This is a genomic window from Mycobacterium sp. HM-7, from assembly GCF_053852335.1.
This window is the reverse complement of sequence record NZ_CM132657.1, coordinates 5,999,461-6,023,154: the sequence shown is the minus strand read 5'-3', so window position 1 is coordinate 6,023,154 and position 23,694 is coordinate 5,999,461. Positions and strand designations below refer to the sequence as shown.

Sequence of the window (23,694 nt, the reverse complement as noted above, 5' to 3'; positions counted from 1 at the left end):
CGGAACCTCCCGAAGACTGCTGAGACACCCAGCGCGGACCGTCGGCCACAGCCTGCGTGACGGCTGACACGTCGGCCGGGACCATGTGAGCCCGAACACCATGTGGGCGAACGAGTTTCGGCAATCACCCGATGCAGCGTTTAATGACAAGGCGCTTGGCGCCAGGAGTCAGCAAGGAGGTGCGATGGCGGATCCCAATTCGACGGAACACGTCGATGGGTTGCCACCGCCGCCGATCGCCGAGGGACAGGTCCACGCCCCGTTGAACCCTGACCGGAGCCCGCCGTACCCGGCGGCGGCGGTGGGGTTGGTGCTGTTCGCCGTGCTGGTGCTGGCGCTGACTTGGTCCCAGTTCCGAGGCTATTTCGACACCAAGGCCGTGGTGTATGTGGTGTACAACCGATCCGGTTTGTCGATGGATCCCGGTTCCAAGGTCACCTACAACGGGGTGCCGATCGGCCGGCTGCAGGCAGCCGAGGCCCAGAGCGGTGGCGACGGCCGCGCTCACGCAAGACTCGTCCTCCGCGTCGATCCGCAGTATCTGAGTCTGCTGCCGCGCAATGTGGATGTTAAACTGTTGGCCACCACAGCTTTTGGCAATAAGTACATCTCGTTCACCTCGCCGGCGAACCCGTCTCCGCAGCGTGTCAAGAGCGGCGACGTGCTCAACGCCAGTGGCGTCACCACCGAGTTCAACACGCTGTTCGAGACCATCACCGCGATCTCCGAGCAGGTCGACCCGATCAAGCTGAACCAGACGTTGACCGCGGCCGCCCAGGCCCTGGACGGATTGGGTGACAAGTTCGGTCAGTCGCTGGTCAACGGCAACGTCATCCTGACGGACCTGAACCAGCGGATGCCGACCTTCCGTCACGACGTCGACGCCATCGCCGACCTGTCCGAGGTGTATGCCACGGCGTCGCCGGACTTGTGGGACGGCCTGCGGAACGTCGTGGCCACCGAGCACACGCTCAATGACCAGCGCGGAAACGTCGACCAGGCCCTGATGTCGGCCGTCGGGTTCGGCAACACCGGTGGTGACATCCTCGAGCGTGGCGGCCCGTACCTGACCCGGGGTGCCGAGGACTTGCTGCCGACGGCCCGGCTGCTGGACAAGTACAGCCCTGAGCTTGACTGCCTGTTCCGGGGCTTCGCCTCCGGTGCGCCGGCCGCGGCCAAAGGCCTTGGCGGTAACGGTTTCTCGCTGGCCATGCACATGGAGCTGGTCGGCACCGGAAACGCCTACGTCTACCCGGACAACCTGCCCCGGATCAACGCCTCCGGCGGTCCGATGGGTCGCCCGGGTTGCTGGACGGTCACCAAGGACATCTGGCCAATGCCGTACATGGTGATGGACACCGGCGCGTCGATCGCGCCGTACAACCACTTCGGTCTCGGGTCGCCGTTCGCGTCCGAATACGTCTGGGGACGTCGAGACGGGGAGAACACCATCAACCCCTGATCCAAGTGTCGCCGTCGGCCTGTCTTACGACTGGTCGCGCGAGGCCGAGTCGACCGCCGGCAGGTAGATGAGGTCGACCAGTTCCACGAGAGCGTCGGGGTCAATAGTGCTGTGCGAAAACAACAATTCGTTGCGGACGAGGGCCAGAATGCTCGTTGCGACGCGGTCGGGAATGCGGGCCGGCCCTATCTCGCCGCGATCTCGGGCGGCGTCCAGCGCACGGCGAATCGTGTGATCCGTGTGCGCGGCGACCTTCGTCTGGAATGTCTCGAGGGTGGCTTCGTCAGCTTCGGCGATGAGGTTGCGGTAGGTGTCGAGTCCGATCTCTTGCCACTGTTTGATCAGGGAATTGACCATGGTGAGGATGTCGTCGCGAAGGTTCTCGGACGACGCCATTTCGAGGGGTGGGGTGCGAAGCGTTGGTAGCGCGTCGGTGACCATCTGTGCGCGAGAACGATAGCGGCGGTACAGAACTGGCTTGCCGGTCTTCGCGCGGCGGGCGACGCCTTCGAACGTGACACCGGCATACCCGTTATCCGTCAACTCGGCCCAGGTGGCGTCGCGGATGGCGGACATCAGTGCGTCGTCGCGACGTCGTGACGCCGGCTCGGGCGGCCCCTCCGCTTCTCGATTAGGCACGTTGCGTATCTTAACCGGCCCAGCTACCTTCGATAGGGAACGCACCGTATCTTATGGCGCGCCGAGTAAGACTCCTTTAAGCGAAGGCGAGGGATTCGTGGCTGTTCGACTGCCAAACCTGGAGGATCTCGATCCCGGACAACGCGAGGTCTACGACCTGTTTCCGGCCAACCTGTCGAGGGGCCTGGTCATGACCAGGTCCAGTGCCAAGCCGTATCTGGCACTGGGTCTTTCGTTCCGTACGGGCGCACTGCCGGCCGAGACGCGGGAGTTGGTGATCTTGCGTGTCGGCGCGGAGACGAACGCTCCGTACGAGATCCATCACCACGTGCCCGAAGCGCGGGCCGCCGGCATTCCGGATTCGATGATCGACGCCGTCCTGTCGGGAGCCACCTCCTTCGGAGACCGGCGCGTCGATGTACTCCTCGCGTTCGTTGACGACCTGCTCGCACAGATCAAGGGCGGCGAGGCAGGCACGGATGCCATGCAGGAGTTCTTCTCCGACAACGAAATTGCCGAGGTGACGCTGCTGGTCGGCCACTACGTGATGACCGCGATGTTCATCAAGACCCTCGGCATCGTTCCCGAGGAAGTCGCACATGATGCCACGAGCATTCTGGCCGACGCCACCGCCAAACTGCACGACGAACGAGCGAAGGACGGACGATGACCGACGAAATCCCTTTCGAGGAAGGCCTATTCGATCTCGGCGGGGGAGCCCATGTCTTCCTCTCCGGCAACGAAGCCCTCGGGTTGGCCAACGCCGGCTTGGTGGTGAGCGCCGGTGAAGCGCTGGTCATCGACACCCTCTATGACGTGCAACATGCGCGCGCCATGTGCGCACACATGGGTGAACTGACCGAATCTGCGCCAGTGCGGTACGTCTTCAACACCCACACCGACGGTGACCACTTTTTCGGCAATCAGGTGTTCCCTGCTGATACCGAGATCATCACCACCGAGGCCGCCAGTGCACTGATGACTCAGGAGCACGCCGACCTCACCACGAAACTGCTCAACACCGATACCAAGCCGGGCGGCGCTCTGCAGGCCCTCGCGCCGCTCGGGCAGCCCTTCAACTTCTCCGAAGTACGGGTTCGGGCCGCCGACACCGCTTTCAACGGCGAAAAGGCGTTGAGAGTAGGCAAAGTCGACGTCGAGCTCCACGAGCTCGGGCCGGCACACACTGTCGGTGACGCCATTGCCTACCTCCCCGAGCTGGGTGTGCTGTACGCGGGAGATCTGTTGACGCACAACCCCGTCGCGGTCACCTGGTCGGGTTCGATCCCGAATTGGATCAAAGCGCTCGAGCGGATCCGCGCCTTCGGAGCTCGAAAAGTCGTCGCCGGGCATGGCCCCGTCCTGATCGGCCCCGAGATCAACGCGGCCATCGATCGCGGAATCAGGTTCTGGTCCAACCTGCACACCGACGCGACGCTCCTCTACGACCAAGGTGTGCCGGTGGCTGAGGCGGTCGCCCGCATCGACGTCCACAACTATCCGGAAGCCGCTGCGACACTGCCGATCATCGTCACCGCCGTCTATCACGAACGTGACCCCGACATCCCGTACCTGGATCTGACGCAGGCCATCGAGTCCATCGCCGCGCAACTCGCACACTGACGGTGACGCCATCGCGTGGTCTTGACTCTCCCGTCAGGGGAGACATCAGACTGGGTGGGTGACCCCGGCACTGTCTATCGGAGACTTCTCCCGCATGACGCAGTTGTCTGTCAAGACGCTGCGGCACTACCACGAAGTGGGCCTGCTCGAACCCGAGCGGGTCGATCCGGTGACGAGCTATCGGTACTACTCACCTGAGCAGGTGGCACGTGCACAGGTGGTGCGCCGCCTGCGTGAACTCGGCATGCCTGTCGCCGATGTCCGCGCGGTGCTGGCGTCTGATTCGTCTGACCGCAAGCTCCTCATCAGCAGGCATCTGGAACGCCTCGAAAATCAGCTTGCCGCAACGCAAAGCGCAGTCGAATCGTTGCGGGCAATCCTGGACCACCCGGACTCGGGCTCGCGCATCGAGCACCGCAGCGTCGGTGAGACGGCGGCAGCCGCGATCTCGGCGACCGTCCCGCGCGACGATCTCGTGTTCTGGTGGCAGGGCGCCGTGGACGAGTTGCGCGCAATGGTGGCCGCAGACCAGCGGCTGAACCCCACCGGTGTGCCGGGCGCGTTGTTCGGTTTCGACATCTTCGCCCTCGACCACGGCGAGGCGACGGTGTTCATCCCGGTGGATGGAGAAGTGCGGGCAGTCGGCCGGGTCCGACCGGCGACGATTCCAGCCGCAGAATTGGTTGTCATCCGCCACCACGGACCGCACGACGATGTCGACCTCGACTACAGCGCACTCGGCGAATACGCGACGCACCACGAGATCAGTATCGAAGGCCCACTGCGCGAGTATTACGACCGGTTCTCCTGGGACACAAGCGATCCCGCCCAATGGACGACCACATTGTGCTGGCCGGTCTTCAGGGCGGACGCATGAGCGCGCTGACGGGCCGTCGTGCGGTGGTGACTGGTGGCACCAAAGGCGCCGGGGCGGCGATCGTTCGGCGGCTACGGTCAGCTGGTGCGCACGTGACGGCGGTGGCTCGGCACCGGCCCGTTGCCGGCGACGAGCTGGAGGCAGACGATTTCATCGCCGCGGACCTCGCTTCGGGCGCGGGGGCCGCTGCGGTGGAGGCCCATATTCGCGAAAGTGGCGGCGTGCAGATCCTCGTCCACGTGGCAGGCGGGTCTGCTGCGCCGTCGGGCGGTTACGCAACGCTCACCGATGACCACTGGGCTGACGAACTCAACCTCAATCTGCTGGCCGCGGTCCGCTTGGACCGCGCACTGCTGCCGATGATGCTCGACGCAGGCGCGGGTGCCGTTGTTCATATCGGATCGATCCAGAGCCGGATGCCGCTCTATGACGGCACACTCGGGTACGCCGCGGCGAAGGCTGCATTGCGCGCCTACAGCAAAGGCCTGGCGAATCAGCTGGCGCCCAAGGGTATTCGCGTCAACACGGTATCGCCGGGGTTCATCCAAACGACCGCGGCGGACGCACTCATCGACCGGATCGCCCTGGCCGCAGCCGGGAGCCGTGACGCGGCGCTGGAATCGCTGATGGCCGCGCTCGGAGGGATCCCGCTGGGCCGGCCGGCACAACCCGAGGAGGTGGCAGAGGTCATCGGCTTCCTGGTGTCTGACGCAGCGTCCGCCGTCGTCGGCGCCGATGTCGTCGTTGACGGCGGCACGGTGCCGACGGTTTAGGCCCGCCGTCCGGCCAACTCACCTCCGCAGACGCGACGGCGCAAGCCGCCTCGGCGCCGCTCACTCGATATCGTGCGGCGCCTGATGCTCGGGCAAAGTCGTCACGTCTTCGTTCTCGGCAACCAGGCAGGCCCGGCAGAAGTCCATACCGAATGGCGTGAGGTGGATCGAACGCCGGACGACCTTGTGCGCACGCACCGAGTGCATGGCGGCCAGCACGTCGGGTTGTGCCTCGACGACCTGGTATTCCAGCGGGTCGCGTAGTTGCTCTTGCGAGAACCAGATCAGTCCCAGCCGGAACAGGTTGTTGAGGTAGGCGGGAACGTTGTCCAGATAGCGGAGCCCCGCCCGCGGGCCGATCATGTTGAGGCCCGGAGCCACCAATCTCGAGGACACCATGCCGATGGGGCCCCCTGTGCGGATGTCGACCGCCGGCTGCGGTCCGCCGCGCAGGAGTAGCAGCAGGATGCGTGCCTCGTCGGGGGCCATCTCCTCGAGGATGCGGGCGTACGCCGGGTGGCCGCGCTCGGTGTTCCACACATCGCGTGAGCGAGTCAGCAGCGCCTGCCCCTGGGAGCGCAACGACTGCTCCATCTGGCGCTGGCGCTCTTCCTCCTCCTGCTGGTGATGCGACACATCGTGCGTCGTCGCGGTGTCACTGAGCGAGGCACTGACCTGGACGATGGCCTCCGACACTGAGACGCCGTTGGAGACTGCCTTGGCCAGGTCGCCGAAAACCGCGCCGGCCTGGGCGACGCCGGACATCAGCTCGCGTGCGGAGTCGGCCGCGGATGCCGGGTCGGCGACTATCTCGAGGGCGCGACGACCTGTTTTGAGTCCCGCAACCAGGGTCCATTCCGCGGTGCGCACCCAGGCCGTCGCGGCCAGGCGGACCAGCCCGGGCAGTGCTTCGCCGATCTCGGCGCTCGTGGGTAGCAGCGACGAGGTCGGCTCCGGTGGGGGAGAAAACGTGGCGCTGAGTGGTCCCCACCGAGCGGTGCGTCGTCGGGGACTCCGACGTTGGTCGTCACTCATGCGCGATCCGCCTTCGCTCCTCGCTGGGCCCTCATGCCACACCGAGTCCCAAGAAGATCGCGTAGTGGAGGAAGCCACCGGCCGCGCCCATGATTGCGCCGTGTGCGTAGAGCATCCACTCATCTTCCCTGATGGCCGACCGCAACATCTCCACGAAGTCAGTGGGCGCAAGTTCTTTGGTGCGTTGGGCGATCAGCGTGCGGATTTTCCCGGATTGCGCCTTTGAGAACTCCTCGTCCCGGAACGGTGTCAGCGTCCGGCCGACGGCCTCGGCGGCGAAGCCTGCCTTGATCGAGTCGTAAGCCTGGGCTCCGAGCGCTACCCGCGCGGCACCGCGGATCGGACCGGCTGCCCGGTCGATCGCCGGGCCCAGCGCGGCGCCCATCATCTGGCGGGTGCGGTCGCCGCTCGGGCCGTCGATCAGGAAGTCGCCGATGCGTTCCAGTGTGATGACATCGTCGGCGATGATCCCGGCATACACCTCGGCGGCCTGCTCTTGTCGCCGCAGGAACAAACCCTGGAACTTGATGCCGAAATAGCGGGTCGGCTCGGTCGGTTCGAAGATGAGCCACATACCGAGAGCGTTGGTGATCCAGCCGACGATGACGCCGAGCGTCGGCAGCATCCACCAGGTGTGGAACCAGTGATCGATGAACGCGACCGGAATGCCCAACAGGAACCCGAAGATGAAGCCGAAGTTGACCATCAGGTTCAGCTCGCGCTGGCCGATGTCCTTGAAAACGCGGATGACCAGGTCGGGGTTCTTGCGAAAGTGCTCGATAACCATGATCTTGGGGTCGAGCAACTGGTCGATGTGGATGCCGATCTCGGTGGTGATCGACTGCACGACTTCCGGCAATTGCGACTGGACCCGCGCCACGATTGCGCGTTTGCCGACGGTGGGCAGGTCGCGCCAGAACTGCGGGTCGTTGGCGATCATCACCTCGTCGACGAGGCTCGCGATCTCGGGCTGGAAGAGCCTGACGATGTGCTCGGCGATCTTGTCCGGCTCGAGCTGCTGATAGAACTCCGCGGGCGTACCGAGTTTGGCGATGGCCTTGTCGGACGCGATCGAGCCCATCTTGGCCGCGCGCGCCGGCACGATGCCCTGCCAGCCGACCCCGCCCTGCAGGATGCCGGGGATCTCCTGCAGTTTGTGCGGCAACAACCGTGCCAGCTCGGCCATCCCGGGGATTCTGAACCCGTGAAAGTTCACCGGGTAGAACAACATGATCAGGCCGGTCCAGTTGATGAGCCAGCCGATCACGGCGGTGAACAATGGAATGCTCAGGAATGCGAACCACTCCATCGGGGTGTGGATCTGGCTCAGCGTCCAGTCGCGATTGACGAACCAACTCCAGAATTCGCCGAACGTCGTCCTCACCGCCTTTCGTCTTGCAACGGTGATTCGCCGAGTGGATGGCTGGTCACCTGTGCGAGTGCACATTAGCGGTTGAACCGACGCCAGAGTTGCGACTTGATCAGGCATGCGCGTTAGAGACAAGTCACAGTCGGCCTCATGGGCCGGCAGCCCTAGAGGTGTGTGCGCATCCAATCGACGAGGGCCGCGCCGTCATCGTTGGACAGCTCGATACCGAAGGTGTCGGCCAGCAAGCCCGGCACATCTCGGATCTCTACGTGACGGGCGACGCACGATCCGTCGGGATTGGTTGTGGTCCAGGTGGTTCCGTCGAGAACATGCTGGACGTCGGCGGCGAATCGCTGCACGAACGGCCGGGTGGTGAACGGAGATCGCGGCGAGGTCGACACGTAGTGATTGCCGACCGCGTAGTCGATCGGGTACTGCGGGTCGAGTGTGAAGACGTGCCGGTCGAGCCATTGCACCTCGCCATCCACACTCGAGCGTTGCCATAGCGTCCACTGGTCTGGGTGCAGTACTTCGGTCGTGGCGCCGAGCGGCGTGCTGGACAGTCGCAACTGCCATCCGTCCTGATCGACCTCGTTGCCCGCGATCAGCTCGATGGGTTCGAGCGGTCCGCGGCCGAATCCGACGTCGCACAGCCAGCGCCGATCGTCGTCGAATTCGACGACGATCAATGCGTGGGTGCGCGGGCGCTTGGCGTCCGCACCGAGGGTGACGCGTCCGGCGAGCGCGGTGAACCGGAAACCCAGTCGCTCGAGCGCCGCCGCGAACACCGTCACGTGCTCATAACAGTAGCCACCGCGGTTCTGTCGAATCAGCTTGTTCTGCAGGGCATCCAGATCGAGGACGATCGGCCGACCGAGCATGGGCTCAAGATTCTCGAACGGAATCGACGTGGTGTGGGCCCGGTGTAGCGCCGCCAAGGTCTGGACTGTCGGGAGCAGCTCGCCATCGAAACCGATCCGCGTCAGATAGGCGTCAAGATCGAGTTCGTCGCCATGCCAAGTGGTCACAGCCCCACGATAGCCAGGGGTTCGCTGAGCTCAATCGTGCTGCGCGAACGGCGATTCATCGCGCAGCACGTCACGTACCGCGTCCGCTACAGCGACTTGCCGACCAGCGCAGCCAGATCGGCGATTCGGTTGGAGTAGCCCCATTCGTTGTCGTACCAGGAGACGACCTTGGCCTGGTTGTCGATGACCTTGGTCAGCCCGGAATCGAACAGCGAACTGTGCGGGTCGGTGACGATATCGGACGACACGATCGGCGCGTCGTAATACTTCAGAATCCCCTTGAGCGGCCCCTCGGCGGCGGCCTGCATCGCGGCGTTGATCTGCGCCGCCGACGCGGACTTGCCCAGCTCGGCGGTCAGGTCGGTCACCGACCCGGTGGGCACCGGCACCCGCAGCGCGTACCCGTCCAACTTGCCCTTGAGCTCGGGCAACACCAGACCGATGGCCTTGGCCGCCCCGGTGGAGGTCGGCACGATGTTGATCGCGGCGGCACGGGCGCGGCGCAGATCCTTGTGCGGCCCGTCCTGCAGGTTCTGATCCTGGGTGTAGGCGTGGATCGTGGTCATCAGGCCCCGCACGATGCCGAACTCGTCGTTGAGCACCTTGGCGATCGGGCCCAGGCAGTTCGTGGTGCACGAGGCGTTCGAGATGATGTTCTGACTGCCGTCGTACTTGTCGTCGTTGACACCCATCACGATGGTGATGTCCTCACCGGTGGCCGGCGCGGAGATGATCACCTTCCTGGCCCCGGCATCCAGATGCCCCTTCGCCTTCGCCGCGTCGGTGAAGATGCCCGTGGACTCCACCACGATGTCCACCCCGAGCTCACCCCACGGCAACGCCGCCGGACCCGCTTTCACCGACAGCGCGGTGATCTTCGCATCGCCGACGACGATGGTGTCTTCGCCGTCGAGCCTGACGTCATGGGGCAGCCGGCCCAGGATCGAATCGAACTTCAGCAGATGCGCCAGTGACGCGTTGTCGGTGAGGTCGTTGACCGCCACGATCTCCAGATCGGTGTTGATGCCCGCGGCCTTCTGAGCGTCCAAGGCCCGGAAGAAGTTACGCCCGATGCGCCCGAAACCGTTGACGCCGATCCGAATGGTCACTGCTGATCTCCTTAGATCTCGGGTGGTGCTTCACCAAGTGAATCTATTTGTCGCGCAGCCGTATTCGATGCGCGATCGATACCTCCCCGGCCTGACGCGGCGGACCTGGTCCGCCGCGGTCTGCCGGGACTTGATCGTTTCAGTACGGACCCTACACCAGTTATGACTTTTTGCAAGGCACTTATGTATTTCAAAAACGTATTAGGGCGTATCTTAGGTTTGCTCGCGCCCATCTCGTCTTGCTTGAATGGGAGCCATGGTGCAAAGCGGCACGTCGGTGTCACCCACGGTCGGCGAAGTGTTCGCCGTGATCAGGGACCACCGTGCCATCACCCGCAGCGAGATCGGCCGGATCACCGGGCTGTCCCGCACCGCGGTGACTGCGCGGATCGCCGCGCTGCAAGCCCACGGCCTGGTGGTCGAACCTGATCACGCCGCGTCGACGGGCGGCCGTCCGGCGAGCCAACTCATGTTCAATGTTGATGCCGGAATCGTTCTCGCAGTGGCGATCGGGCGCAGTCGCACCCAGCTGGCGTTGTGCAATCTCGTCGGCGACATCCTCGCCACCACCGATATCAATCAGGAACCCGGCATGGGGCCAGATGATCTGATGCCGGACCTGGTCAAGCACCTCGACGCGTTGCTCGACGACTCCGGGCGCCGAGGTGACCGCATTTTCGGGATCGGACTCAGCCTGCCGGGCACGGTCGACCAGCAGCGCGGAGCGAGTTTGGATTCGCCGAACATGAGCGGCTGGGACGGCGTGCCACTGGCCCCGTACTTTCGAGGACTCTCCGACGCTCCGGTGGTTACGGACAACGACGCCAACGTCATTGCGCTGGCGGAGCGTCGCGCAAGCCTCACCGACGTCGCCGACATGCTGGTGGTGAAAGCATCCACCGGGCTGGGTGCCGGAATCATCATGGGCGGTCGACTCCAGCGGGGCGCCGTGCAAGCCGCCGGAGACTTCGGCCACAGCAAGATCGCAGCGGCGGAAGGTATTCCGTGCCGCTGTGGTGACACCGGTTGTGTCGAGGCGATCGCCGGTGGCTGGGCCATCGTGCGGGTATTGCAAGACGATGGTTACCCCGTCAGTCATCTGCGTGATGTGGTGGCGCTAGCTCTCGGTGGCGATGCCAAGGCGCGCAGCATGATTCGTGAGAGCGGGCGCCACGTTGGTGAGGTGCTCGCCGCTGCGGTCAACCTGATCAATCCGGCCGTCCTTGTTGTGGCCGGTGACATGGTCGGCGCCTACGACGTCTTTGTGGCGGGGCTCCGAGAAACGCTGTACGGGAATGCCAGCACGTTGTCGACCAGGACCCTGCAGATTGTCCCGTCCGCACACCGAGAGCGCTCAGGCATCATTGGCTGTGCCACGACGGTGCTCGATCACATCTTGAGCCCCAACGTCATCGATGCATCGCTGGAGTCCGGCGCTCGGGTGTCCTGACGCCGCCCGCACCGTGGCCGATGGCCGCCGTCGACGAGGCGGGAAGCCGGCGCGTACTGGCGGTCAGTTCGCGACGCTGACGCCGCTCTTCCCGGGCTATGCGCCGGTTGAGAATGCGTCGGTCGCGTTCGGTGACCGTGCGATTCAGGCGGGTCAGGCGATCCAACTGCACCCAGCTCAGCCCGTCCAGATCGCCTTCGGCGTCGTGGCTGGCCAGCACAATGGAGCCACGCAGCAGCGGTACGGTTCGCGCCGTGAAAGTCGTTGTCGCAAGCAATAGTTCGGTTGCGGTTCGGTTGACCCGACGCTGGCACCGACGTGATGAGGGGGCGAACCAGAAGTCGAACTGGCGATCAGCGCTGGTCAGGCACTGAAGCCGCTGATTCTGAATTAGTTGAGTGATGTCCGCCGGCGTGTAGGCGCGGGTTTCATATGCAACGCCGGTGGCGCTGAAGTACAAGACAGTGTTCATAGCGATAACCCATTCGGCTCTTTCTTCGTATGGACTTTCTGTCGACAGTCGCACCCATGTGGGGGTGCTGTTATCAACGGTACCCATGTGACAATTGAGACAAACATTGATAACGCTCTGCTTGCGCAAGATATGCCCGACGGCGGCCATCAACCCCCGGCGCGGCTACGTCCCAAGAATCTGCCAAGGCGGCCACCGCAACCTTGATCCCGACATGATCGCTCGGCGAAGGACAGCCATGGCCCTTTCGATATCGAAGCTCACGCTGCTCGCGACGGCAGCAGCGACCTTCGTGGTAGCTGGATGCTCGACCGGTCCGCGGCAGACGATGACGGCCGGCCCGACGACCGTCACAGTCACCGCGTCTCCCACGTCGACCACGATGTCGACCGCGAGGCCGATTGCGACAACCAGCATCGCGAGCACCACGCCGCCCAGTCACCCGACGGCACAAGCAGGCACCGTCCTCACTCGCGAACCGTGCGACCTGCTCACGCCGGTCGTCGCCGCCAAATACGTGGGGGACGACGCCCTCAGACAGTTCACCTACGACGGCCACCCGCCGGTGCCGGTCGGCGCGGGCGCTTGCTACTACACGGGCGACACCCGAGAAATCGAAGTGTCGATTCACCCGCGGCCAACCGACCCCACCGCCCCCATCAACCATTTCCACGTGATCAGCCCCGACAACCGAGTTGATGCCCTCGATTTCGAGGCCTACTGGTTCGGTCCGGGCGAAAGCATGGTGGCGGTAAAAGACGGACTGGTGATCAGCTTGAAGGTCGCAAATATCAAGGGCGACTGGACAGATCGGGATCGCGCAGACGACATCGAACTCGCGAACCTGGTCGTTCCGCGCGTCGGCTGACTCGGGGCAACATACCGCTACGTCTTGTCGTCTCGGGGCGGCGGCGGAGTCTTCTCGGAGTCTCGGCCGGGCGTGTTTGGGTTCGCCGGTGCAGTGGGCTGGTCCTGGATGCCCAGTGTGATTTGCACTATGTCGGAGATGGTGGGGATCGGACCGGATTCCTCGTTGTCGGCGAGCGCCTTTCGTGCCTCCGCGGCTATTTGGGCAGCTTTGGCGGTGCGGGCTCTCTGCGCCGCGACGAGACCAGTTGCGTCGGTGTCTTGCGATGGGGCGCTTGGCTTCTCAACTGCTGGCATGAACGTGCCCTTGCTGCCGAAGGAGTGACTCGACGACGATCCGGCCGAACGACGGTGACGGTGATGGTGGCGGGCCGCCCGCCACGGGATATGTTGCCTAGGTTGGGCTTTGACGCTCCCATCCCACGTTGGGATGGGATTGGCGTCCGGTGTGTGGCCCTGCCGGCAGGTCGGCCCGGCCGCTGATGCGGTGGGGCCATCACCTCGCTTTCCGTTGGCTCGTCGTCAACAGTGCGGTGAGGTCGGGGCGTGGCGCCGCGGAGGGCTGCGTTGCATCGGGTCGACCCGCTCCGCGGGGGCATTCCGCGGACGCGGCGTGTGCATATGCCACGACCGACCAGCGCACCGGGGCTCCCGGAGAGCGCACCCGATCGCTGGTGGTGCCGGTCGCCGGCGCAGGGCGGCGGCAGCTTCGCAGAGTATGGCGTCGACTTCGGTGAACAGCGCGAGGACCGGCGATGGGTCGTTGGTGACCACCGGTGCGACCAACAGTTGGACGGATTCGCTGGTGCCCGGCAGAACCGGCGCCGCCATCATGATGCTCTGAGTCATGGCTACCTCCTTTCCTGCGTCGGCTTGACCGGCCAATCATGTCTGTATTGGTCTGTGTGCCAGAGGGTTTACGGGGTGGACACCCTGCGGTGGTGACGGGCCTGGCCAGGCACCACGGCGCTGGACAAGGCGCCAGTGATGCCCGTGCCACGCGCGTCTCGACCATCAGTCACCACACTCCGGTGGGCGCGGCGGCGGCCTGCGCGTTCGGGGACCATGGAGGTCGGCCGTCGCCGGGGAATGCGCCCCGGCGCGCGTGGTGGCCAGGCCCGTCATCACCGCAGGGTGTCCGTAGCGGGTTCTAGACCCCGGCGGGCTCTCTCGCTGATTCGGGTTTGGCCACCGGATCACCGTCCTCGGTGATCACCTTGTTGTCTTCGGTGATCGCCTTGGCTCCGTCGGGGCGAGCGACGGCGATCTTGCGGGGTTTGGCCTTCTCCGCCACCGGAATCACCAGCCGCAGAACCCCGTCGTGGTAGTCGGCGGTGATGCGGGCGGTGTCGAGGTTGTTGCCCAGGACCAGCTGGCGGGAGAACACTCCGCGGGGCCGCTCGGCGGCGAGCATCTCCCGGCCCGGATCGAGGGGTGCGCGCTCGGCGCGCACGGTCACCACGTTGTTCTCGATGTCCAGGTCCAGCGAATCGGGGCTGATCCCCGGTAGGTCGAACTCGACGATGAACTCGTCACCGTCACGCCAGGCATCCATCGGCATCCCCGCCGGCCTCGCGGCGGTCCCCAGGATCTCCTGGGTGAACCGGTCGAGCTCCCGGAACGGGTCGGTACGCATCAGCATGGTTGCCACCTCCAGTGCTTCCTTTCTCATCTCCACTCTGTGCGTCTACCTGTTGGTTATCTGTTCCAACTGGTATAGATTTTTATATAGCACCGGACCGATATTTGATGCAAGTACCAAGACCAGGAAATTTTGTGAGCAACTCGAGCAACCTTCCCGATCCGCACGGACTTGGGCCCACCAACCGGATTCCCGCATCCGGCCACGGGGTGTACGGGATCACGGTGGCCGCTGAATTATCGGGCGCGCCAACGCAATCGCTGCGGGCGTGGGAGCGCCGCGGCCTGCTGACGCCAGCGCGTACCGACGGCGGCACCCGCCGCTACAGCGCTGATGACCTCACGCGCATCGAACGCATCGTCACCTTGCTCGCCGCTGGGGTGAACCTTGCCGGCATCGGACGCATCCTCGACCTCGAAGACGCCAACGCCGCCCTCCGCGACGCCGCCGGCGACGACAATTCGCCGGAGTAAACGGGTCGGATGCCGGTCTGGCTACGCCGGACGTTGCACGGAACCGGGGGCCTCGATCGCCGGCGCGTCGCCGCGCAGAGCGTCAGTCTGGGCGACGGCCTTCAGACATCGGAATTCTTCGCGCCCCAGGGTGGATGCGACGATTGGCCCATGACCGCCACGCTCGTCACGACCGATCTCGCCGGCGGATTCGCCCACCGCACCCTCTTCGAACGGCTCAACGTGACGGTGGCGCCCGGCGATGTGATCGGCGTCGTCGGCTCGAACGGTGCGGGCAAGAGCACGCTGCTGCGGATCCTGGCGGGGGAACTCGCACCGCTCGACGGGGTGGTCAGCCTGGCGCCGGCCGACGCATTCGTCGGTTGGCTGCCGCAGGAGCACGAGCGGGTGCCGGGGGAGACGGCCGCCGCGTACGTCGCGCGCCGCACGGGATGCGCTGCGGCGACACAGGCCATGGACGCAGCGGCTGAGGCGCTGGCAGATCCGGCGGCGGACGCCGACGCCTACGCCGCTGCGCTGGATCACTGGCTCGCGACAGGCGCGGCGGACCTCGACGAACGGCTGCCGGCGGTATTGGCCGACCTGGGTCTCGATTCCGACGCCGTGCGGCCGGAATCGACTCTGATGACCGCGTTGTCGGGTGGCCAGGCAGCGCGGGTGGGGCTGGCGGCACTGATGCTGTCCCGTTTCGACATCGTCCTGCTCGATGAGCCGACCAACGATCTCGATCTCGACGGACTTGCCCGGCTGGAAGAGATCGTCGGGAACCTTCGCGGAGGTGTGGTGCTCGTCAGCCATGATCGAGAGTTTCTGGCCCGCACCGTAACCCGTGTCGTCGAACTCGATCTGGCGCAGAACAGGACCACCCTCTACGGCGGCGGTTACGACAGTTATCTGGAAGAGCGCGAGGTCGCCCGCCGGCACCGCCGCGAGCAGTACGACGAGTTCGCCGATAAGAAGGCTGATCTCGTGGCGCGCGCACGCACGCAGCGGGAATGGTCGAGTCAGGGTGTGCGCAACGCGATGCGCAAGGCACCCGACAACGACAAGAACCGGCGCTCCGCACAAACCGAGTCCAGCGAGAAGCAGGCGCAAAAGGTGCGACAGATGGAGAGCCGGATCGCCCGCCTCGAAGAAGTCGAGGAGCCGCGAAAGGAGTGGACGCTGCAGTTCACCATCGGTGCGGCACCGCGGTCGAGTGCAGTTGTCGCGACACTTGAGAATGCCGTTGTGCGACAAGGTGATTTCGTCCTGGGCCCGGTGTCATTACAGGTCAATGCCGGCGAACGGATCGGTATCACCGGCCCCAACGGAGCGGGAAAGTCGACGCTCCTGCGTCTCCTGCTCGGTCGGCAACAGCCCGACGAGGGCCGTGTGAGTCTGGGCGCCAATGTTGCCATCGGTGAAATCGACCAGGCCCGTGCGGATTTCACCGGCGACAGCCCACTCATCGATCGCTTCGAGCAGTACGTGCCGTCGTGGACGACCGCAGACGTGCGGACGCTGCTCGCGAAGTTCGGGTTACGTGCCGACCATGTGGAACGCACGGTCGACGAGTTGTCACCCGGTGAGCGAACCCGCGCAGGTCTGGCGCTGCTCCAGGCCCGCGGGACGAATGTGTTGGTGCTCGATGAGCCGACCAACCATCTCGACCTGCCGGCCATCGAGCAACTCGAGCAGGCGCTCGAGACCTACGACGGGGCACTGTTGTTGGTGACCCACGACCGCCGGATGCTGCAGAACGTTCGGCTGGACCGGTCATGGCTCGTGCGGGACGGGCATGTCGCAGAGCTGTAGCCGCGGGGATGCCGACGCGGCGCACCGCATCCGCTCTTCAGATGGTCACAGGCCGACCCGCGCCATATGAACGGCGTTGTAGCGGTCGCCGCGCACGCCGATCCGCGCGGCGAGCCCGTCGAGGTCGGCGACCTCGTCGGCGGATAGCGCCACCTGAGTGGAGCCGACGTTCTCGTCGATGCGGTTTCGCCGACGGGTGCCGGGGATCGGCACGATCCACGGCTGCTGGGCCAGCAGCCAGGCGAGTGCGATCTGGCCGGGTGTGGCGTCCTTCGCTTCGGCGAGGACGCGGACCTGTGCCACCAAAGCCTCATTGGCCGTGATGTTTTCGGCCTCGAAGCGAGGGAGGGTGGCCCGGATGTCACCGTCGCCGAACTGGGAACCAGTTGTCACGGTGCCGGTCAGGAATCCTTTACCGAGCGGGCTGAACGGGACGAATCCGATGCCCAGTTCGGCGCAGGTGGGCAGGACCTGAGGCTCCGGGTCGCGGGTCCAGAGGGAGTACTCGCTTTGCACCGCCGTGACGGGATGCACGGCGTGGGCGCGGCGAATCGTCGCTGCGCCGGCCTCGGACAAACCGAAATGCCGTACCTTGCCGGCAGCCACGAGTTCCCCGACTGTGCCGGCGACGTCCTCGATCGGCACGTTGGGGTCGACCCGGTGCTGATAGAACAGGTCGATCACGTCCGTCTGCAGCCGTCGCAGCGAGGCGTCGGCGACGCGGCGGATCTGTTCGGGCCGCGAATCGGTACCGGCCATCTTGCCGTCGACGATGTCCCATCCGAACTTGGTGGCGATCACGACCTCGTCGCGCAGCGGCGCCAACGCCTCGCCGACCAATTCCTCGTTGACGTAGGGCCCGTAGACCTCCGCGGTGTCGATGAAGGTCACGCCGGCCTGCTCGACGGCGTAGCGGAGCACGCCGATCATGTCGTCGCGGTCGCCGGGATTGGGTCCGTAGCCCATCGACATGCCCATGGCGCCGAGACCGACCGCCGAGACCTGCAGGCCTTGACCGAGTGTGCGGGTATGCATGTTGAATCCTCCTCAGGCGTTCGGGCTTTCGATGGCGATGTTGGGAACGCTCATGGAGCCACGCTAGGCCGGGCCGAGCGGATCTGGGAGTGACGCCCGTTCCAGGTACTGGGAGTTCCTCCCAGGCGGCTCCGGGTGCCTCTACCGTGGGCTGATGGGCGCAGTTGACCTAAGCCGCGAGATCCGGGAGTTCTTGAGTTCGCGTCGCGCGCGGATCACGCCCGATCAGGCGGGGTTGCCCGCTTACGGCGGAAACCGCCGGGTCAAGGGCCTGCGCCGCGAGGAGGTGGCGATGCTGGCCGGGGTGTCGGTCGACTACTACGTGCGCATGGAGCGCGGTAACCTGGCCGGCGCGTCGGAACACGTGCTCGACGCCGTCGCGTCGGCGCTCAAGCTCGACGAGGCCGAACGCGGTCACCTGTTCGCGCTGGCCCGCGAGTCGGGCAGCCGCGGCGGCCGCCGCAAACCCAAAGTGCCCGCGACTATTAGGCCGGCGTTGCAGCAGGTCCTCGATTCGATCGCCGACGCTCCGGCCTGGATCCGCAACGGTCGCTCGGACGTGCTCGCGATGAACCAGCTCGCCCGCGCGCTCTACGCCCCGGTGCTGGCCGAACCCCGGCGGCCGGTGAACACCACCCGATTCGTCTACCTGAACGCTGAAGCGGCGGAAGAGTTTTTCGTCGACTACGACCAGATCGCCCGCGACGCCGCGGCGATGCTGCGGCTGGAGGTCGGCCGCAATCCACACGACCCGGAACTGATCACGTTGATCGGTGAATTGTCGACGCACAGTGAGCTGTTCCGGCAGCGGTGGGCGTCCCAAGACGTGCGGTTTCACCGATACGGCCGTAAACGACTGCGGCACCCCGCTGTCGGGCAGCTCGACCTCGATTTCGAATCGCTCGAGCTGCCGGCCGAACCGGGACTGCAGCTGAACGTCTACACCGCGCCGCCCAACACCCCTGCGGCAGACAGCCTGCGTCTGCTCGCCTCGTGGGCCGCCAGCCAGGACAACCTCCGCACCGAACAGGCCAACGCAGGCAGCTGAGGAACCTTCTGTCGTACTTATCGCGTAGGCAACCGAGTCTCAGATATCCCGGCGCCGGGGCACGGCTAGGCCGGATTCGAACCGATCCCCAGCGCCACCGTGAGTTCGAGGATGGTCCGTGGATCGGTGAGCCGCTCGCCGTAGAGCTCCCTCAACTGGGTCATCCGGTAGCGCACCGTCTGCGCGTGGACGACGAGGTCCGCGGCCACGGCATCCCGCCGACCTTGATGCAGAAGCCAGGACCGCAGCGTTTCGGTAAGCGCCGCAGCGGTATTGGGGCGCAGCTCGGCCAGAGGTGCGAGAACCCGACGGCGCAGATCGTCGGCGGCTTCACGATCGGCGCCGATGACCAGTTCGACGAGGTGCTCGTCGGTATCCAGGACGTCAACGTCGTTGTCGGACAGTATGTCTCGTGCCCGAAGGGCCCTGCGGTAGGACGACCGCACCTGAGTCCACGGCCGGGCGGGTCCGACCCACGCCCGGCGGCCGGCCAACGCACGTCGCAGCCGGCGGCGGTTGGGACCGTCCATGTCAGGAATGAGTAGTGCCGTGAGCGCCTCGGTGGGATCGACACCGGGAAGGTCTTCGTTCAGCTGCAGCGTCGACGGACCGAAATTGACTGCGAGGCCGTGTATCTGCGACGCGGGCAGCAGCACCGCGGTGAGTGACGTCGGCGTCGCCCAATCGGCCTGCTCGGCGCTGGCTTCGAGGATTTCGAGCGGCTCGCCCGCGAGGAGGCTGTGACCGAGGCGCGCCAGGTAACGCTCTCGGACGCGGCCGGTGGTGGCCAGCTCGTCGGCGTGGCCGGTCACGCTCGATGCCGAGAGTTCGTCGATGAACGCGAACACCAGCTCGGCGAAGCGTGCCATCGTCTCGGCGGTCAGCCCCGCGTTGACGGCCGTCGACGCCAGCTCACGCCAGGCGACCCGGGCGCCGACGCGGTAAGCCGCGAGCAGTGCGTCGATGGTGCGGCCACTGCGCGCCTCGCCGCGGCCCAGCTCGTAGGCGCCGTCGAGGGCGGGTGCCAACTGTGTTCCGACGTCCGCATCCTGCGCGCGGGTGGCGAGCCGCAAGAACCCGCCGAGCGCCATCTGCACCGCGGTCTCGATGTTCTGGCCCATCGGCCCGCTGAACGCGTCGGTGTAGCTCGGCACCTCCACCGTGACGGCGGCAACGGTGCGTTCGGCTGTACGCGCCAGCACGGACTGCAGCGCCGTGATGACGTCCTCGCCGAGCTCCAAACCGGTGTATCTCGGGGCAGGATCTGGCATTTTGTTCCTATCGAACATTTTCTAGGTGGTAGTTCACCTATCCCGGTCAAGAATTTACCCCGTTTGGTCATCAATCATTGAGCTATGACAACAACGGCATCGCGCCCCACCGTTGCCGGGGCGCTGCGGGGGCGGGTCATCAAGTTCGCCGAACGGATGACCACCCCACTGGTCCCGTCCGACTACCTCCAGGTGATCAACCCGCTGCATTCGGGCACGGGCCTGCGCGGCCGCATCGTCGCGATCCAGCCCGAAACCCGCGATGCCGCCACCATCGTGATCAAGACCGGACGCGGTTGGCGCACCCATACGCCAGGCCAGTATGTCCGCATCGGCGTCGATGTCGACGGCGTCCGCCAGTGGCGGGCCTACTCGCTGACCTCCGAGACCGGTCGACGTGACGGCTGCATCGCCGTCACGGTGAAAGCCATTCCGGACGGCGTCGTGAGCAATCACCTCGTCCGGCGCGCGACTGTCGGCACCATCGTCCAACTCGACCAGGCCGCAGGGGAATTCACCCTGGGCGCCGAGCCGCCGCGCAAAGTCCTCTTCCTCACGGCGGGCAGCGGCATCACCCCGGTCATGGGGATGCTGCGCAACCTGGCGGACCCGGATGTCGACGTCGTCGTCGTGCATTCCGCCCCCACGGCCGACGACGTCATCTTCGGCGCCGAACTACGGTCGCTGGCCGACGCCGGCCGAATCCGGTTGGTGGAGAAGCACACCGACACCGACGGCATGCTCGACGTCGCACAGCTCGAGCACCTCGTCGACGACCTCGCCGAGCGGCAGACCTGGGCCTGTGGCCCGGCCGGCATGCTCGATGCCCTCGAACGACGTTGGAGCGCAGACGGTATCGAGGGCCGACTGCACACCGAACGGTTCCGGCCGACGGTCGTCACTCCCGGTGCGGGCGGCACCGTCACCTTCGCCAAGACCGGAACAACCGTCGACGCCGACGGCGCACAGACTCTGCTCGACGCCGGTGAAGCCGCCGGCGTGCTGATGCCCTCGGGCTGCCGGATGGGCATCTGCTTCGGCTGCGTCGCGCCCCTTCGTCAGGGCGCCGTGCGCGATCTGCGTTCCGGCGACATCACCAGCGCCGCCGACGGCGTCCTCATTCAAACGTGCGTCTCCGCCGCCGCGGGCGCCTGCGAAGTCGACCTCTGAGAACCTGAGAACAAGGAATCCGACATGGAAACTCTGCACATCGTCAGCGAACCAACCGATCCGACCGCACATCTCAGCGATCAGGACATCGAGAACATCGGCCGCGAACTCGACGCCATCCGCGCCGAGGTCATTGCCGACCGCGGCGAGCGCGATGCGGCCTACATCCGCAAGGTCATCAACGGCCAGCGCAAGCTGGAACTCGGCAGCCGCGCGGTCCTGCTCTTCTCACTGTTTCCGCCGGCCTGGATTGTCGGCACGCTCGGGCTGTCCGTCTCGAAGATCATCGAGAACATGGAGATCGGCCACAACGTGCTGCACGGCCAGTGGGACTGGATGCGGGACCCCAGCATCCACTCGACCACATGGGAATGGGACAGCGCTTCGCCGTCGGACATGTGGAAGCACTCCCACAATGAGTTGCACCACACGTACACCAACGTGCGGGGCAAGGACAACGACCTGGGCTACGGCATCATGCGGGTGGACGAAAACCAGCGCTGGACGCCGTTCTACCTCGGCCAGCCTGTGTGGAACTTCCTGAACGCCTGCATCTTCCAGTACGGCATCGCCGCCTACGACCTGGAACTCGGCAAGCACTTCAAAGGCCGCGGCGACAAGGAAGAGCTGCGTCGCAACGGCAAGAAGGTACTGGCCAAGGTTCGCCGGCACGTCACCCGCGACTACATCCTGCACCCGCTGCTGTCCGGGCCCTCCGCCGTCACGACGCTGACGGCGAACTTCACCGCCAACCTGGTTCGTAACTGGTGGACGCACTCGGTGATCATGTGCGGCCACTTCCCCGACGGTGTCCAGACCTTCGAGAAGACCTCGATCGACGGCGAGACCCGCGGCCAGTGGTACCTGCGCCAGATGCTCGGTTCGGCCAACATCTCCGGAGGTCGGCTGCTGCACTTCATGACCGGCAACCTGTCGTTCCAGATCGAGCACCACCTGTTCCCCGACCTGCCCAGCAATCGCTACCAGGAGATCGCACCCAAGGTGCAGGACCTGTTCGACCGGTACGGACTCACCTATACCACCGGGTCCATGCCCCGGCAGGTCGCGTCGGCATGGCGGAAGGTGTTCCGTCTCTCCCTGCCGAATGGCTTCGGCCGCAAAGTCTTCGGCAAGTCGAAGCCCGCCGCCGCGGCCGCGCGGCCATCGGTCAAGGCCGCGTAATCGCCCCGCGGGCGCGACAATCGCTAACGCCGCAGGGGTCCTCGGCGATAACCCCGGCATGACTTCATTGCGGACCGTCGCAGCGCTCGCCGTCGCGCTCGCCGCGCCGTGCCTGCCGGTGGCGGCGGCGCACGCCGATGCCTTCGCGCAACTCGATGCGGTTCCCGTCGTGGCGTCCCCGACCTGCGGTGGCACGGTCAGCGCCGATGCGCAGGCGACGCCCGTGCAGGTCGGCGACCAAGTAGGACGGGGTGTCGGCGTCTCGATCCGTTACGACGCAGGCGTTTACGACGGATCGTGCTCGCTCACGGTGACCGCCACGTGGAGGAACCTCGATACCGGCGCCTCAGGCCGCGGGGCCATCACGTCGATCTCGACAATCGACGGCCACTACGGGTTCATCGGCTACGCCGGCACGACATTCGCCACCGGAAGCGGGCCGGTCGTCGTCACCCTCAGCTCGCACCCGGATGCTGAAATGCGGATTACGGCGTAAGCCGCTCGAAGCCCCCGACCGCGGGCTACCGGCTCCGGCGAGCGTGCCGCGCCTACGCCCTCACGGGTGCAGGTTCCACTGTCCGACGTCAGCGGCCAGGGCATCACTGACGTCGACCTCGAGTCCGCCGACCACCGGGCCTGGATTGGACGCCGTGCTCACGATGCGTTGGTACATCACCGCGGCGGGGTAGATCTTGCCGCCGGACCAGGATCGGGTCTGCCAGGCCCACACATGGCCGGGCGTGGTGGAGCGGCCGATCACCCCGTCGGCCGCGGCCCACTGGCAGGTGTTTATGCCGCCGTAGACGCCGGTGCGCTGCGCGCCGATCACCGAGTTGATGCCCCGGAACCATGGCAGTGCAACGTTGTTCCACGTTTCGCGGTTGATGTCGTCGTCGACGGAGAAGAAGATGGGCGCGCTCTGGCCGCCCCCTGCCGCGCTGTGCAGCTGCCAAGCGGTGCGGGCGTCGGCGACGCCGCCGGCGTATCCGCGGGTGAAGTCCGACGGCGCCGTCCCGCCCGGCTTGCCGTATTGGTAGTTGCTGACGATCGCCAGTCCCGCCGCGGCCAGTGACCGGGCATAGGGCAACGTGATCGGTTTCGCGCCCATTGTCGAGCCGGGACGCGATGTCGAGACGTAGTTGACGACACCGGCGTGCCCGGCGGCCCGAATGTCTTGCGCCGGAATCTGCTTCATGGCGAAGTCGATCAGCGTGGGCGCGGCGGCCGCAGCCGTCGGCAGGCCCAGACCTGCCGCGCCGAGGCCGGCCAATGCCGATGCCGCGCCGGCGTAGCGCAGCGCATCACGACGCGAGAACGGGCGCCGAAGGCCGGTGGTCTCCGGGAAGTCCTGCATTTGGCGATGTTAACAATG

General features: G+C 65.7%; 24 protein-coding genes. 13 read left to right on the top strand and 11 right to left on the bottom strand.

What is annotated here, in order from left to right; genetic code table 11:
- Positions 1-184 precede the first annotated feature (184 nt).
- Positions 185-1,462, top strand: coding sequence for an MCE family protein (locus ACWW1C_RS28935; RefSeq protein ID WP_455981458.1), 1,278 nt, complete (start codon positions 185-187; stop codon positions 1,460-1,462).
- 24 nt (positions 1,463-1,486) lie between these two features.
- On the opposite strand, the gene ACWW1C_RS28930 is transcribed toward ACWW1C_RS28935, so the two are convergent.
- Complete coding sequence (locus tag ACWW1C_RS28930) at positions 1,487-2,038, bottom strand: TetR/AcrR family transcriptional regulator (RefSeq protein WP_455984480.1); 552 nt, start codon at positions 2,036-2,038, stop codon at positions 1,487-1,489.
- A gap of 160 nt (positions 2,039-2,198) precedes the next feature.
- On the opposite strand from ACWW1C_RS28930, the gene ACWW1C_RS28925 reads away from it, so the two are divergent.
- The 4 genes from ACWW1C_RS28925 to ACWW1C_RS28910 all read left to right on the top strand — a co-directional run bounded on the left by ACWW1C_RS28925 (position 2,199) and on the right by ACWW1C_RS28910 (position 5,374).
- Positions 2,199-2,771 carry a carboxymuconolactone decarboxylase family protein gene (locus ACWW1C_RS28925; RefSeq protein WP_455981457.1) on the top strand — a complete coding sequence of 191 codons (573 nt, stop codon included), beginning with the start codon at positions 2,199-2,201 and terminating at the stop codon, positions 2,769-2,771.
- Positions 2,768-3,724 carry an MBL fold metallo-hydrolase gene (locus tag ACWW1C_RS28920; protein WP_455981456.1) on the top strand — a complete coding sequence of 319 codons (957 nt, stop codon included), beginning with the start codon at positions 2,768-2,770 and terminating at the stop codon, positions 3,722-3,724. The genes ACWW1C_RS28925 and ACWW1C_RS28920 overlap by 4 nt, the downstream gene beginning before the upstream one ends.
- 94 nt (positions 3,725-3,818) lie before the next feature.
- Complete coding sequence (locus ACWW1C_RS28915) at positions 3,819-4,601, top strand: MerR family transcriptional regulator (RefSeq protein WP_455981455.1); 783 nt, start codon at positions 3,819-3,821, stop codon at positions 4,599-4,601.
- Positions 4,598-5,374, top strand: coding sequence for an SDR family oxidoreductase (locus tag ACWW1C_RS28910; protein ID WP_455981454.1), 777 nt, complete (start codon positions 4,598-4,600; stop codon positions 5,372-5,374). The genes ACWW1C_RS28915 and ACWW1C_RS28910 overlap by 4 nt, the downstream gene beginning before the upstream one ends.
- Before the next feature lie 60 nt (positions 5,375-5,434).
- On the opposite strand, the gene ACWW1C_RS28905 is transcribed toward ACWW1C_RS28910, so the two are convergent.
- From ACWW1C_RS28905 to gap, 4 genes are all read right to left on the bottom strand, one after another.
- Positions 5,435-6,409, bottom strand: a complete 975-nt coding sequence (locus ACWW1C_RS28905; RefSeq protein WP_455981453.1) for an Abi-alpha family protein — start codon at positions 6,407-6,409, stop codon at positions 5,435-5,437.
- 31 nt (positions 6,410-6,440) lie between these two features.
- Positions 6,441-7,793 carry a hypothetical protein gene (locus ACWW1C_RS28900; RefSeq protein ID WP_455981452.1) on the bottom strand — a complete coding sequence of 451 codons (1,353 nt, stop codon included), beginning with the start codon at positions 7,791-7,793 and terminating at the stop codon, positions 6,441-6,443.
- A gap of 149 nt (positions 7,794-7,942) precedes the next feature.
- Positions 7,943-8,806, bottom strand: a complete 864-nt coding sequence (locus ACWW1C_RS28895) for an arylamine N-acetyltransferase family protein (RefSeq protein ID WP_455981451.1) — start codon at positions 8,804-8,806, stop codon at positions 7,943-7,945.
- 86 nt (positions 8,807-8,892) lie between these two features.
- Positions 8,893-9,915, bottom strand: a complete 1,023-nt coding sequence (gap, locus tag ACWW1C_RS28890; RefSeq protein ID WP_455981450.1) for a type I glyceraldehyde-3-phosphate dehydrogenase — start codon at positions 9,913-9,915, stop codon at positions 8,893-8,895.
- A 247-nt stretch (positions 9,916-10,162) separates the two neighbouring features.
- On the opposite strand from gap, the gene ACWW1C_RS28885 reads away from it, so the two are divergent.
- Positions 10,163-11,365 (top strand): ROK family protein, encoded by a 1,203-nt coding sequence (locus tag ACWW1C_RS28885; RefSeq protein ID WP_455981449.1) that lies wholly within the window; start codon positions 10,163-10,165, stop codon positions 11,363-11,365.
- Here ACWW1C_RS28885 and ACWW1C_RS28880 read toward each other — a convergent pair.
- A complete protein-coding gene (locus ACWW1C_RS28880) occupies positions 11,325-11,837 on the bottom strand; it encodes a hypothetical protein (protein WP_455981448.1) in 513 nt (170 codons plus the stop codon). The genes ACWW1C_RS28885 and ACWW1C_RS28880 overlap by 41 nt on opposite strands.
- 238 nt (positions 11,838-12,075) lie before the next feature.
- Between ACWW1C_RS28880 and ACWW1C_RS28875 the strand changes: the two genes are divergently transcribed.
- Positions 12,076-12,705, top strand: coding sequence for a hypothetical protein (locus ACWW1C_RS28875; RefSeq protein ID WP_455981447.1), 630 nt, complete (start codon positions 12,076-12,078; stop codon positions 12,703-12,705).
- A 521-nt stretch (positions 12,706-13,226) separates the two neighbouring features.
- Here ACWW1C_RS28875 and ACWW1C_RS28870 read toward each other — a convergent pair.
- Positions 13,227-13,553 (bottom strand): hypothetical protein, encoded by a 327-nt coding sequence (locus tag ACWW1C_RS28870; protein ID WP_455981446.1) that lies wholly within the window; start codon positions 13,551-13,553, stop codon positions 13,227-13,229.
- Positions 13,554-13,854: 301 nt separating this feature from the next.
- The gene (locus ACWW1C_RS28865) at positions 13,855-14,346 is read right to left on the bottom strand and encodes an Hsp20/alpha crystallin family protein (protein WP_455984479.1); all 492 of its coding nucleotides are present in this window, start codon (positions 14,344-14,346) and stop codon (positions 13,855-13,857) included.
- Between the two features lie 107 nt (positions 14,347-14,453).
- On the opposite strand from ACWW1C_RS28865, the gene ACWW1C_RS28860 reads away from it, so the two are divergent.
- Together ACWW1C_RS28860 and abc-f are read left to right on the top strand one after the other, a co-directional pair.
- Entirely contained in the window at positions 14,454-14,819 is a 366-nt protein-coding gene (locus ACWW1C_RS28860; RefSeq protein ID WP_455981445.1) for a MerR family transcriptional regulator, read from the top strand.
- A gap of 150 nt (positions 14,820-14,969) precedes the next feature.
- Complete coding sequence (abc-f, locus tag ACWW1C_RS28855; protein WP_455981444.1) at positions 14,970-16,616, top strand: ribosomal protection-like ABC-F family protein; 1,647 nt, start codon at positions 14,970-14,972, stop codon at positions 16,614-16,616.
- Positions 16,617-16,661: 45 nt separating this feature from the next.
- Here the strand turns inward: abc-f and ACWW1C_RS28850 are convergent, their stop codons facing one another.
- Positions 16,662-17,651 carry an aldo/keto reductase gene (locus ACWW1C_RS28850; protein WP_455981443.1) on the bottom strand — a complete coding sequence of 330 codons (990 nt, stop codon included), beginning with the start codon at positions 17,649-17,651 and terminating at the stop codon, positions 16,662-16,664.
- A gap of 154 nt (positions 17,652-17,805) precedes the next feature.
- On the opposite strand from ACWW1C_RS28850, the gene ACWW1C_RS28845 reads away from it, so the two are divergent.
- A complete protein-coding gene (locus tag ACWW1C_RS28845) occupies positions 17,806-18,699 on the top strand; it encodes a helix-turn-helix transcriptional regulator (RefSeq protein WP_455981442.1) in 894 nt (297 codons plus the stop codon).
- A 65-nt stretch (positions 18,700-18,764) separates the two neighbouring features.
- Here the strand turns inward: ACWW1C_RS28845 and ACWW1C_RS28840 are convergent, their stop codons facing one another.
- On the bottom strand, positions 18,765-19,970 hold the full coding sequence (locus tag ACWW1C_RS28840) for a PucR family transcriptional regulator (RefSeq protein WP_455981441.1): 1,206 nt from the start codon (positions 19,968-19,970) through the stop codon (positions 18,765-18,767).
- An 84-nt stretch (positions 19,971-20,054) separates the two neighbouring features.
- On the opposite strand from ACWW1C_RS28840, the gene ACWW1C_RS28835 reads away from it, so the two are divergent.
- From ACWW1C_RS28835 to ACWW1C_RS28825, 3 genes are read left to right on the top strand one after another with little or no spacing between them, the layout of a single operon-like run.
- Positions 20,055-21,140, top strand: coding sequence for a ferredoxin reductase (locus ACWW1C_RS28835; RefSeq protein WP_455981440.1), 1,086 nt, complete (start codon positions 20,055-20,057; stop codon positions 21,138-21,140).
- A 24-nt stretch (positions 21,141-21,164) separates the two neighbouring features.
- Positions 21,165-22,322 carry a fatty acid desaturase family protein gene (locus tag ACWW1C_RS28830; RefSeq protein WP_455981439.1) on the top strand — a complete coding sequence of 386 codons (1,158 nt, stop codon included), beginning with the start codon at positions 21,165-21,167 and terminating at the stop codon, positions 22,320-22,322.
- 58 nt (positions 22,323-22,380) lie between these two features.
- A complete protein-coding gene (locus ACWW1C_RS28825; protein WP_455981438.1) occupies positions 22,381-22,818 on the top strand; it encodes a hypothetical protein in 438 nt (145 codons plus the stop codon).
- Positions 22,819-22,878: 60 nt separating this feature from the next.
- Here the strand turns inward: ACWW1C_RS28825 and ACWW1C_RS28820 are convergent, their stop codons facing one another.
- Complete coding sequence (locus tag ACWW1C_RS28820; protein ID WP_455981437.1) at positions 22,879-23,676, bottom strand: DUF1906 domain-containing protein; 798 nt, start codon at positions 23,674-23,676, stop codon at positions 22,879-22,881.
- Positions 23,677-23,694: the final 18 nt, after the last annotated feature.

Bases quoted from the DNA above. Each gene is read 5' to 3' on its own strand.
- ACWW1C_RS28935 (WP_455981458.1), top strand. From the start codon at position 185: ATGGCGGATCCCAATTCGACGGAACACGTCGATGGGTTGCCACCGCCG.
- ACWW1C_RS28930 (WP_455984480.1), bottom strand. From the start codon at position 2,038: ATGTCCGCCATCCGCGACGCCACCTGGGCCGAGTTGACGGATAACGGG.
- ACWW1C_RS28920 (WP_455981456.1), top strand. From the start codon at position 2,768: ATGACCGACGAAATCCCTTTCGAGGAAGGCCTATTCGATCTCGGCGGG.
- ACWW1C_RS28915 (WP_455981455.1), top strand. From the start codon at position 3,819: ATGACGCAGTTGTCTGTCAAGACGCTGCGGCACTACCACGAAGTGGGC.
- ACWW1C_RS28910 (WP_455981454.1), top strand. From the start codon at position 4,598: ATGAGCGCGCTGACGGGCCGTCGTGCGGTGGTGACTGGTGGCACCAAA.
- ACWW1C_RS28905 (WP_455981453.1), bottom strand. From the start codon at position 6,409: ATGAGTGACGACCAACGTCGGAGTCCCCGACGACGCACCGCTCGGTGG.
- ACWW1C_RS28885 (WP_455981449.1), top strand. From the start codon at position 10,163: ATGGGAGCCATGGTGCAAAGCGGCACGTCGGTGTCACCCACGGTCGGC.
- ACWW1C_RS28880 (WP_455981448.1), bottom strand. From the start codon at position 11,837: ATGAACACTGTCTTGTACTTCAGCGCCACCGGCGTTGCATATGAAACC.
- ACWW1C_RS28875 (WP_455981447.1), top strand. From the start codon at position 12,076: ATGGCCCTTTCGATATCGAAGCTCACGCTGCTCGCGACGGCAGCAGCG.
- ACWW1C_RS28870 (WP_455981446.1), bottom strand. From the start codon at position 13,553: ATGACTCAGAGCATCATGATGGCGGCGCCGGTTCTGCCGGGCACCAGC.
- ACWW1C_RS28865 (WP_455984479.1), bottom strand. From the start codon at position 14,346: ATGCTGATGCGTACCGACCCGTTCCGGGAGCTCGACCGGTTCACCCAG.
- ACWW1C_RS28860 (WP_455981445.1), top strand. From the start codon at position 14,454: ATGCAAGTACCAAGACCAGGAAATTTTGTGAGCAACTCGAGCAACCTT.
- abc-f (WP_455981444.1), top strand. From the start codon at position 14,970: ATGACCGCCACGCTCGTCACGACCGATCTCGCCGGCGGATTCGCCCAC.
- ACWW1C_RS28850 (WP_455981443.1), bottom strand. From the start codon at position 17,651: ATGCATACCCGCACACTCGGTCAAGGCCTGCAGGTCTCGGCGGTCGGT.
- ACWW1C_RS28845 (WP_455981442.1), top strand. From the start codon at position 17,806: ATGGGCGCAGTTGACCTAAGCCGCGAGATCCGGGAGTTCTTGAGTTCG.
- ACWW1C_RS28840 (WP_455981441.1), bottom strand. From the start codon at position 19,970: ATGCCAGATCCTGCCCCGAGATACACCGGTTTGGAGCTCGGCGAGGAC.
- ACWW1C_RS28835 (WP_455981440.1), top strand. From the start codon at position 20,055: ATGACAACAACGGCATCGCGCCCCACCGTTGCCGGGGCGCTGCGGGGG.
- ACWW1C_RS28830 (WP_455981439.1), top strand. From the start codon at position 21,165: ATGGAAACTCTGCACATCGTCAGCGAACCAACCGATCCGACCGCACAT.
- ACWW1C_RS28825 (WP_455981438.1), top strand. From the start codon at position 22,381: ATGACTTCATTGCGGACCGTCGCAGCGCTCGCCGTCGCGCTCGCCGCG.
- ACWW1C_RS28820 (WP_455981437.1), bottom strand. From the start codon at position 23,676: ATGCAGGACTTCCCGGAGACCACCGGCCTTCGGCGCCCGTTCTCGCGT.